Below are 8,598 nucleotides of genomic sequence, written 5' to 3'. Positions count from 1 at the left end.
TTGACGAGGCAGGTGCAGGCCTTGCACACGTCCAGGCCGCAGCCGTACTTCGGGCCGGTGATGCCGAGCCTGTCGCGCAGCACCCACAGCAGCGCCAGGTTCGCCGGCGCGTCGACGCTCACCGGCTGGTTGTTGACGGTCAGGTTGTAGATGGGCATGGGCTCGTCTCCTCAGGCGGTGGGGGGTGCAGGAAGCTGGCCGGCCGGCGTGGGCACGTAGGCCGGCTGCGCATTGAGGGGGAACCTGCGCGGCTTGCGCCCGGTGGCGCGCGCGTAGGCATTGGCGATGGCGCCTGACGGCGCCGACATGCCGACCTCGCCCATGCCGGCGATCGGGTGGCCCACGTTGGGCATGATGATCACCTGCACGTTCTTCGGGAAGTCGCGCATCTTCGCGAAGCGGTACTGGTTGTAGCTGCCCTCCTGGATCAGGCCGTCCCTGATGGTCAGGCCAGCGTTGAGCACGAGGGAGATCGCCTCGGCCAGGCCGCCGAGCGCCTGCTGCTCGATGCCCGACGGGTTGATCGGCTTGCCCACGTCGATGACGATCGTCGCGCGGGTGACCCTGCAGTTCGCCGGGTCGCGCGCATCGAGCTCCACGATGCAGGCCGTGAAGGCGCGCGACTCCATGTGCACGCCCACGCCCTGCGCGAAGCCCGGCGGCATGGCCTTGCCCCACTGCGCTGCGCCGGCCACACGCTGCAGGACGGCCTGCGCGCGGGGCAGGCGCAGGAACTCCATGCGGAAGTCCACCGGGTCGCGCCCGAGCTTCGCGGCGATCTCGTCGACGATGATTTCCTCGACGGTGCGCGACGGCATGATGTGCACCGAGCGGTAGGACACCGTCGGCAGGTCGATCGCCACCGGGAAGATCTGCTTGGAGCTGACGCCGAAGTTGTACGGCGAGGCCACCATGGTCTTGAAGAAGAACTGCTCGTAGCCGAGGTTGCCCACCGTCTGCTGCACGCCCATCGGCAGCGAGCCGCCGAGCGCGGTGCCGATCTCGCCGTAGCCGTGGCGTGCATCGAGCCGCACCAGACCGATGTTCTGCTGGTAGCTCAGCACGTTGCCCGGGCCGAGCAGGCTGGGCGGGATGAGCGTGGCGCGTACCTTGTGCACCTGCGGCGGCCGGCTGCGCGTGTGGCGGATGTCGTCGCTACGGTGGTACATCAGCTTGCAGGGCAGACCGGTCAGCTTCGAGATCTGCGCAGCCACCTGCACCGGGTCCCAGAACAGTCGGCGGCCGAAGGCGCCGCCGCTGGGGATGACGTGCGCCTTCACCGCCGTCTGCGGCAGCCCGAGGTCGGCGGCGATCGCCTGCAGCGCGACGATCGGCGTCTGCAGGCCGGCCCAGATCTCGCAGCTGCCGGGCTTCACGTCGACGATCGCGCACTCCACCTCCAGCGGCGCATGCGATGCGGCCGGGAACTCGAAGTCGGCGTCGATCGCGATCGTGCCCAGCGGCGCCGGCAGCAGCGGCGGCAGCGCGGCGTAGAGGGCCGACTTGATCGCGGCGTCGGACAGGCCCTTGTTCGGCCCGTCGCCCCAGGTGATGTCGAGCGCGCGGCAGGCGTCCCAGGCCTGGCCGAAGGTCTCCGCCATCACCGCCACGCCGGGCGGGATACCGACCACCGTGCCGCCGCCGGGGATCACTTCCACCGCGATCACGCCGGGCATGGACAGCACGGCAGCGCGGTTGTTCACGCTGACCACCCTGCCGCGGATTTGCGAGGGCATGCGGCACATCGTCGGCTTGGCGCCCGGCACGTCGATGTCCATGGTGAACTTCTTGCGGCCGGTGACGATGTCCAGCGCGTCGAGCTTGCGCGTGGCCTTGCCGATCACGCGGTACTGCGCCGGGTCGCTCGGCGCGCCGGCCTGCGGCGGCAGGCCCGCCTTCAGGCGCGCGGCGGTCACCATCGCCTTGATGAAGGGCTCGAACGAGCGGATCGTCGACGAACCGCCGGTGAGCTGGTTGAACACCAGCTCGGGCTGCGCGTCGGCCGACAACACCTTCACCTTGTCGAGCGTGACGCCGGCCTCCTCGGCGATCATCATCGCCAGCGCGGTGCCGATGCCGGTGCCCTGCTCGAGCCGCGGCATCTCGAAGGTGTAGACGCCGTCGCTGCCGAGCGAGAGCTTCACCAGCGGCATGGTCGGTGCGCTGGTCTGCACGATCGAATCGGCGACGTCGTAGTTGTCGACGGTGTCCGGCGGCGTCAGCGGCAGTGGCGCAGCCTGCGCGCTCGACGGCGCCAGCGCCAGGCCCGTCGTCACCGGCGCGGTCGCCGCGGCGGTCAGAACGCTGCGGCGCGTGACACCCCGTGACGGCAGATCATCCTTGCTCACCTGGTCGGCAAGCCCATGCTCCGGATCTCTCATCGCTGTCTCCTCGGTGCTGTGGTGGCGACGACGATGCTGCACGCAAGCGTGATCCGGAGTTGTCGTCGCGACGACATGCCTGACGTGTGTGTCGGTCTGCGACGAGCGCTGGGTGTTTCCCCGATGCATCCGGCAGCCGCGCGCGCGCGTAATGCGCTCCTCGGGGAGCCGAGTGCAAGGCCGCGCAGATGGCCGAGCGTGAGCCGGATCGCGATGCAGACCCTGGAGACGATGTTGCGCGAGAGCCTGTGGGCCAAGGCCCTCGATGCCGAGGAGATGGATCGCGTGCTGCGGGTGGCGTTCGAGCGCCGCGTGGGCATCGGCGGTTATGCCGTCAAGCAAGGCACCCCCGCCGATCACTGGATCGGCGTCATCGACGGCCTGGCGAAGATGTCGGTCTCGCAGCCCGACGGGCGCGTCTCGACCTTCACCGGCGTCACCGCCGGCGGATGGTTCGGGGAGGGATCGCTGCTGCAAGCCGGCCGCTGGCGTTACGACGCGGTAGCGGTGCGCGAGACGCGCCTGGCCTGCGTGCCGCGCCACCTCTTCGAGCAGCTGGTGTCGAGCAACTTCGCGTTCAACCGCTTCCTGCTCGAGCAGCTCAACGCCCGGCTCAGCCTGTTCATCGGCCTGGTCGAGTTCGACCGCCTGCTCGGGCCCGATGCGCGCGTCGCGCGTTGCCTGGCCAGCCTGTTCGACCCGGCGCTGTACCCACGCACCGAGCCCTTTCTGCAGCTCAGCCAGGAGGAGATCGGCCTGCTCGCCGCCGTCTCGCGCCAGCGCGCCAACGAGGCGCTGCACGAGCTGGCCCGGCGCGGCCTGCTGCGCGTGGAGTTCGGCGGCGTGACGGTGCTCGACCTGGCCGGCCTGCGCGGCTACTGCGGAACCGCCGAGCCGGCGCGCGCCGTCACGCGCTGCATGAACACGTCGAACGCGACGATCAGGCCCGCGCCGAACGCGACCACGATCACCAGCACGCGGAACTCGTCGCCATAGAGCAGGCCGTGCATCCGCTCGAAGCGGTTGGCGGTGGTGCACACCACGTCGGCCGCGGCCATGCCGGTGTAGTGCATCGCGCACACCGCCGCGGCCATCACGAAGGCGGCGGCCACGCGATGCAGCGTGCGGCGCACGTGGAAGGCCAGCCACAGCGCGGCCGTCGCGGCGGCCACCGCGATCAGCACCGCCGCCAGCACGACGGCCCAGTTCCAGTCGAGGTAGCCGCCGAAGCTCATCGAGGCCATGCCCATGAAGTGCATCACCGAGACGCCCAGCCCCGCCACCGGCCCGGCCACGGCCAGGCGCTGGTACGAGAAGCGCGCGCTGGCCATGTAGCCCAGTGCGAAGGCCGACACGCCCACCGCCACCGCGAGCGACAGCAGCGTGCCCGCCAGGCCGTAGCCGACCGCCATGCCGGTGTCCCAGGCGAGCATGCCGAGGAAGTGCATCGACCAGATGCCCACGCCGCCGAGGGCCACGCCGGCGAAGGCGGCGTTGAGCCGGTTGACGCCGCCGCGCTCGCTGCGCACCAGCGTGCTGGCAGCCAGCGCCGCGTAGGCACCGAAGGCGGAAATGAGGAACGAGACGACGACCAGGGTGAGGTCGTAGGTCGGCAAGAGAACTTCCTGGACTGCCATGACTGCGCTTCCGGTGTGGAGGAGGCGCGATTGGAGCAGCGGTGGCGCAGCCGTGCGGGCCCGCCTCGAGCGCGGCCCTGGGCCGCGCTCGGTCTTGCGTGCAGAGCGCACGATGACCCGCGAAGCGCCTGACGGCGTGGCGCGGACCTGATGCCTGCGATGACAGATGAGCGCGACTGAATCGCGCTTGAAGCGGAAACCGCTCAGCCGTCCTGCCGCGCCGCCTCGGCGAGCTTGACCAGCGCGTGCAGCGTGCGGTTCACCGGCGTGGCCACGCCCAGTTCGGCACCGCGCCGCGCGATGAAGCCGTTGAGGTGGTCGATCTCGCTGGGCTTGCCACGCGCGAGATCCTGCGCGGTTGACGACATCTGCGCGGGCATGGCCGGCGCGAGCTTGTCCATCGCCTGAAGGCAGGCGTCGAGATCCAGCGGCTGGCCGTCGGCATGGGCCACCGCCACCACCTCCTCCACCACCTCGCGCATCACCGTGCGGATCTCGGGCAGCGCGGCCATGCGGCCGTACGGCTGCTGCGCGATCGCCGAGATGGCGTTGTAGGCGCAGTTGAGCATCAGCTTGCGCCACAGTTCGCCCATCACGTCGGCCGACACCACCACCGGCACGCCGGCCGAACCAAACAAGGCGGCCACCGCCTGCAGGCGCGGCTGCAGCGCGGGCTCGGGCGAGCCGATCACCAGGTCGCCGCGGCCGAAGTGCGCCACCGTGCCCGGTGCCGGCATCGCCGTGGCCACGTAGACCACCGAGGGCACAACCGCGCAGCGCACGTGGCGGGCGGTGGTGGCGGCGTTGTCGACGCCGTTCTGCAGGCTCAGCACCAGTGCGCCGGCATCGAGGTGCGGCGCCATCTCGCGCGCCACCGCGTCGGTGTCGGGCGACTTCACGCAGAACAGCACCAGGTCGGCGCCGCGCACCGCGGCGATGTCGCTCGCGGCATCGATCGCCACACGCTCGGTCGCGCCCTTCATCTGCAGCTGCAGGCCGTCGCGGCGGATGGCTTCCACATGCGCCGGCCGGCCGATCAGCACGACGCGGTGGCCGGCGCGCGCCAGCATGGCGCCGAAGAAGCTGCCGACGGCACCGGCGCCGACCACGGCGATGGCTCGAAAGTCGCTGTGTGGGGTCATGGCGCCGCAGTATGACGCGGCCAGGCAGGCGCCGCTAAGCTGCGCCGCCATGGATCGCAGACGTTCCCTGATCGCGCTGTCTTCCCTGCTCGCCCCCGCCTGGGGCATCGCGCAGCAGCAGCCGCAGCCTCTCGTGCTCGGCACCTCCACGGCCGGCGGCGGCTTCGCGCTGTACGGCGAGATGCTGGAGCGCGTGCTCAACCGGCGCAGCGGCCGCACGCTGCTGCAGGCCCGGCGCACGCGCGGCACGGCCGAGAACCTCGAGCTGCTGGAGCGTGGCGCGGTCGACGCGGCGCTGATCCAGGGCACCGCGGCCGGCGAGGTGCTGGCGCAGGGCGCGGCCAGCGGGTTGCGCATCCTCTTCGCGATGTACCCCAGCCCCGGCATGCTGGCCGTGCCGTCCGCTTCTGCCGCGCAGCGGCTGGAAGACCTGCGCGGCCGGCCGGTGGTGTTCGGCGTGAAGGCCAGCGGCCTGGTGACGCTGGCGCGCCAGGTGTTCGACGGCATCGGCCTGGACATCGACCGCGACTTCGAGGCGATCTACGTCGAGCAGGCCGCGCAGTCGCCAGCGCTGGTGGTCGAAGGCCGCGCCGAGGCGCTGTGGGGCGCGGGCGAGGGCTGGCCGGGCTTCGTGCGGCTGGCGCAGTCCGCCGGCGGCGCGCGCTTTCTCGGCCCGTCGCCCGAGCAGATCCCGCGCATCCGCGCGAAGTACCCGCTGCTGCAGGCGATGGACGTGGCGGCGGGCAGCTACCCCGGCATCGCCGCGCCGCTGCCCACCGTCGGCTCGGTGAACTGGATCCTCGCCCGCGCCGACCTCGATACGCCCCGCGCCACCGCTTTCGTGGCGGCGATGCGCGAGGCCGCGCCGGCGCTCGCCGCCGAGCTGCCGCAGGCCGCCTTCAGCACGCTGGCCAACACCCTGGCCAGCGCGCCTTCGGCCGAGCTGCTGCACCCGGCACTGCGCACTCGCTGAGCCGGCGCGTGTGAGTTAGGCTGTCGGCGACAACCCAACGCCGCCTGCCGATGAACGACACCCTCGCCACCCCCGACGTCCGCAAGCCGAAGATCAAGCAGCCGCCGGTGCTGTTCGCCAAGACGCAGGCGGTGATCGCCAAGCTCTCCGAGCGGCTCGGCGGCCCGCTGGTGAGCTACTGGAACAACCCGCGCGGCTCGGTCTGCCACTCCGACGTGCTGGCGTTGTACGACGTGCTGGGCCGGCTCGGGCACCACGACACCATCCACCTGTTCATCAAGTCCGACGGCGGCAGCGGCCAGGTCTCGCTGCGCCTGGTGAACCTGCTGCGCCAGCACTGCCGGCAGCTGGTGGCGCTGGTGCCGCTGGAGTGCGCCTCGGCGGCGACGATGATCGCGCTCGGCGCCGACCGCATCCTGATGGGCCCGACCGCCTACCTCACCGCGGTGGACACCTCGCTGAACCACGCGCTGTCGCCGGTGGACCGCGACAACGAGCGCGTCAGCGTCAGCCTCGACGAGCTCACCCGCGTGATCCGCCTGTGGCGCGAGCAGCAGGGCGACACCGCCGAGAACCCCTACCGCTCGCTGTTCCAGTACGTGCACCCGCTGGTGATCGGCGCGGTCGACCGGGCCGAGTCGCTGTCCATCATGCTGTGCCGCGAATTGCTGGCCAACCACATCTCCGACGAGGCCGCGGCCGAGCGCATCGCCACCACGCTGAACTCGAAGTACCCCTCGCACAGCTACCCCATCCTGCTCGACGAGGCGGTGAAGATCGGCCTGAAGGCCGAGCGCATGCCCGCCGACGTGAACACGATGCTGCTCGAGCTGAACGCGCACTACAGCGAGATGGGCCAGAAGGCGACCACCGACTTCGACGAGATCCGCGCCCACGGCAACGAGATCGTCAACATCTGGGAAGCCGCCAACACGCAGGTCTTCTACCAGCAGGACAAGGACTGGTTCTACCGCGCCGAGGAACGCCGCTGGATCACCATGAACGACGAGAGCGGCTGGCGGCGCATCGAGCGCGTGGGCGGGAAGATCCGCCGCACGATGCTGCACGTGGCCTGAGGCGGCCCGCGATGGACGAACGCGACGACGCCCTGCGCAGCCTGCGCCGGCTGCTCGACGAGCGGCCGGTGGCCTCGCTGGCCACCCTGCACGGCGGCGAGCCGGCGGTGTCGATGGTGCCCTTCGTGCTGCGCGACGACAGCGGGGTGCTGCTGATCCATGTCAGCGCGCTGGCCACGCACACGCGCGACATGCAGTCGCACCCGCGCGTGAGCCTGATGGTGATGGCCGAGCCCGACGCCGCGACGCCGCCACAGGCCTTGCCTCGCGTCACCCTGCAGGCCGAGGTGCGCATGCTGCCGCGCGAGGGCAGCGACTACGAGCCGGCGAAGGCCGCCTACCTGGCACGTTTCCCCGATGCAGCGGTCACCTTCGAGCTGGCCGACTTCTCGCTGGTCGAGCTGACACCGACCTCGGCACGCCTGGTGGCCGGCTTTGGCCGCGCCCACGCGCTGGTGGGCGAACCGCTCGACGCCTGGCTGCGCTCATGAGCGTGACGCTGCGGCTGGAACCGCTGGGCGTGACGCTGCCGGTGGCCGAAGGCCAGAGCCTGCTGGAGGCGGCACTCGCCGCCGGCATCCGCCTGCGCAGTTCGTGCCGCAACGGCACCTGCCGCGAGTGCATCGCCAGGCTGGAGGCCGGCGCGGTGCGCTACCGCGTCGAATGGCCCGGCCTCTCGCCCGACGAGCGCGACGCCGGCTGCGTGCTGCCCTGCGTGGCGCTGGCCGAGGGCGACGTGGTGCTGCGTCAGCCGTTCCACGACGCCGTGGCGTCGGGCTCGATGCCGTAGCGTGTGATCGCCTCGGCGCAGACCGACGCGTCGACCGCACCCTGCGCACGCAGCGCCGTCAGCGCGGCCAGCACGACGTGGTGGCGGTCCACCTCGAAGAAGCGTCGCAGCGCCGCGCGGGTGTCGCTGCGGCCGAAGCCGTCGGTGCCCAGCGCGGTGAAGGGCGCGTCGAGGTAGGTGCCCACCAACTGCGGCCAGGCACGGATGTAGTCGGAGGCGGCGATCACCGGCACGCTGCCGGACAGGCAGCGCTGCAGGTGGCTGATGCGCGCCGGCTCGGCCGGGTGCAGGCGGCTGTGGCGCTCGACCTCGCGCGCCTCGCGCGAGAGTTCGCTGAAACTGGTGGCACTCCAAACCTCGACCTCGACGCCCCAGTCGGCGGCGAGCAGTTCGGCGGCGGCGATCACCTCGCGCAGGATGGTGCCGGAGCCGACCAGGCGCACGCGGCCCTTCGCCTTGCCCTTCACGTCGTGCGTCGCGAAGCGGTACAGGCCCTTGACGATGTCGCCTTCCACGCCCGCCGGCAGCGAGGGCTGGGCGTTGTTCTCGTTCATCAGGGTGACGTAGTAGAAGACGTCTTCCTGCCGCTCCATCATCTG

The 8,598-nt window shown here is 71.2% G+C and carries 9 protein-coding genes and 1 pseudogene; 5 read left to right on the top strand and 5 right to left on the bottom strand.

The window, feature by feature from the left end; translation table 11 throughout:
* Both AB7U92_RS16215 and AB7U92_RS16210 read right to left on the bottom strand, forming a co-directional pair.
* A partial coding sequence (locus tag AB7U92_RS16215) for a 2Fe-2S iron-sulfur cluster-binding protein (RefSeq protein WP_428578995.1) occupies positions 1 to 158 on the bottom strand: 158 nt, incomplete at its 3' end.
* A 12-nt stretch (positions 159 to 170) separates the two neighbouring features.
* The gene (locus AB7U92_RS16210; protein WP_428578992.1) at positions 171 to 2,381 is read right to left on the bottom strand and encodes a molybdopterin cofactor-binding domain-containing protein; all 2,211 of its coding nucleotides are present in this window, start codon (positions 2,379 to 2,381) and stop codon (positions 171 to 173) included.
* A 198-nt stretch (positions 2,382 to 2,579) separates the two neighbouring features.
* On the opposite strand from AB7U92_RS16210, the gene AB7U92_RS16205 reads away from it, so the two are divergent.
* Positions 2,580 to 3,377, top strand: coding sequence for a Crp/Fnr family transcriptional regulator (locus AB7U92_RS16205; protein ID WP_428578989.1), 798 nt, complete (start codon positions 2,580 to 2,582; stop codon positions 3,375 to 3,377).
* A 119-nt stretch (positions 3,378 to 3,496) separates the two neighbouring features.
* On the opposite strand, the pseudogene AB7U92_RS16200 reads toward AB7U92_RS16205, so the two are convergent.
* Positions 3,497 to 4,018: pseudogene (locus AB7U92_RS16200) on the bottom strand (MHYT domain-containing protein); the annotation flags it as partial.
* A 203-nt stretch (positions 4,019 to 4,221) separates the two neighbouring features.
* Complete coding sequence (locus AB7U92_RS16195) at positions 4,222 to 5,160, bottom strand: ketopantoate reductase family protein (RefSeq protein ID WP_428578986.1); 939 nt, start codon at positions 5,158 to 5,160, stop codon at positions 4,222 to 4,224.
* A 49-nt stretch (positions 5,161 to 5,209) separates the two neighbouring features.
* Between AB7U92_RS16195 and AB7U92_RS16190 the strand changes: the two genes are divergently transcribed.
* The 4 genes from AB7U92_RS16190 to AB7U92_RS16175 are packed head-to-tail and all read left to right on the top strand — an operon-like array spanning position 5,210 to position 7,999.
* Complete coding sequence (locus tag AB7U92_RS16190) at positions 5,210 to 6,133, top strand: TAXI family TRAP transporter solute-binding subunit (RefSeq protein ID WP_428578983.1); 924 nt, start codon at positions 5,210 to 5,212, stop codon at positions 6,131 to 6,133.
* 50 nt (positions 6,134 to 6,183) lie between these two features.
* A complete protein-coding gene (locus tag AB7U92_RS16185; protein ID WP_428578980.1) occupies positions 6,184 to 7,209 on the top strand; it encodes an SDH family Clp fold serine proteinase in 1,026 nt (341 codons plus the stop codon).
* Positions 7,210 to 7,220: 11 nt separating this feature from the next.
* Entirely contained in the window at positions 7,221 to 7,700 is a 480-nt protein-coding gene (locus tag AB7U92_RS16180) for a HugZ family protein (protein WP_428578977.1), read from the top strand.
* Complete coding sequence (locus AB7U92_RS16175; RefSeq protein ID WP_428578974.1) at positions 7,697 to 7,999, top strand: 2Fe-2S iron-sulfur cluster-binding protein; 303 nt, start codon at positions 7,697 to 7,699, stop codon at positions 7,997 to 7,999. The genes AB7U92_RS16180 and AB7U92_RS16175 overlap by 4 nt, the downstream gene beginning before the upstream one ends.
* Here the strand turns inward: AB7U92_RS16175 and AB7U92_RS16170 are convergent.
* On the bottom strand, positions 7,957 to 8,598 hold a 642-nt coding region (locus AB7U92_RS16170; RefSeq protein WP_428578971.1), incomplete at its 5' end, for a transketolase-like TK C-terminal-containing protein. The two genes, AB7U92_RS16175 and AB7U92_RS16170, sit on opposite strands and share 43 nt — an antisense overlap.

It is taken from the genome of Piscinibacter sp. (assembly GCF_050175855.1).
Classification (GTDB): domain Bacteria; phylum Pseudomonadota; class Gammaproteobacteria; order Burkholderiales; family Burkholderiaceae_C; genus Piscinibacter.
Note: the sequence above shows the minus strand (reverse complement) of the source record. Positions and strands in the feature narration are given on the sequence as shown.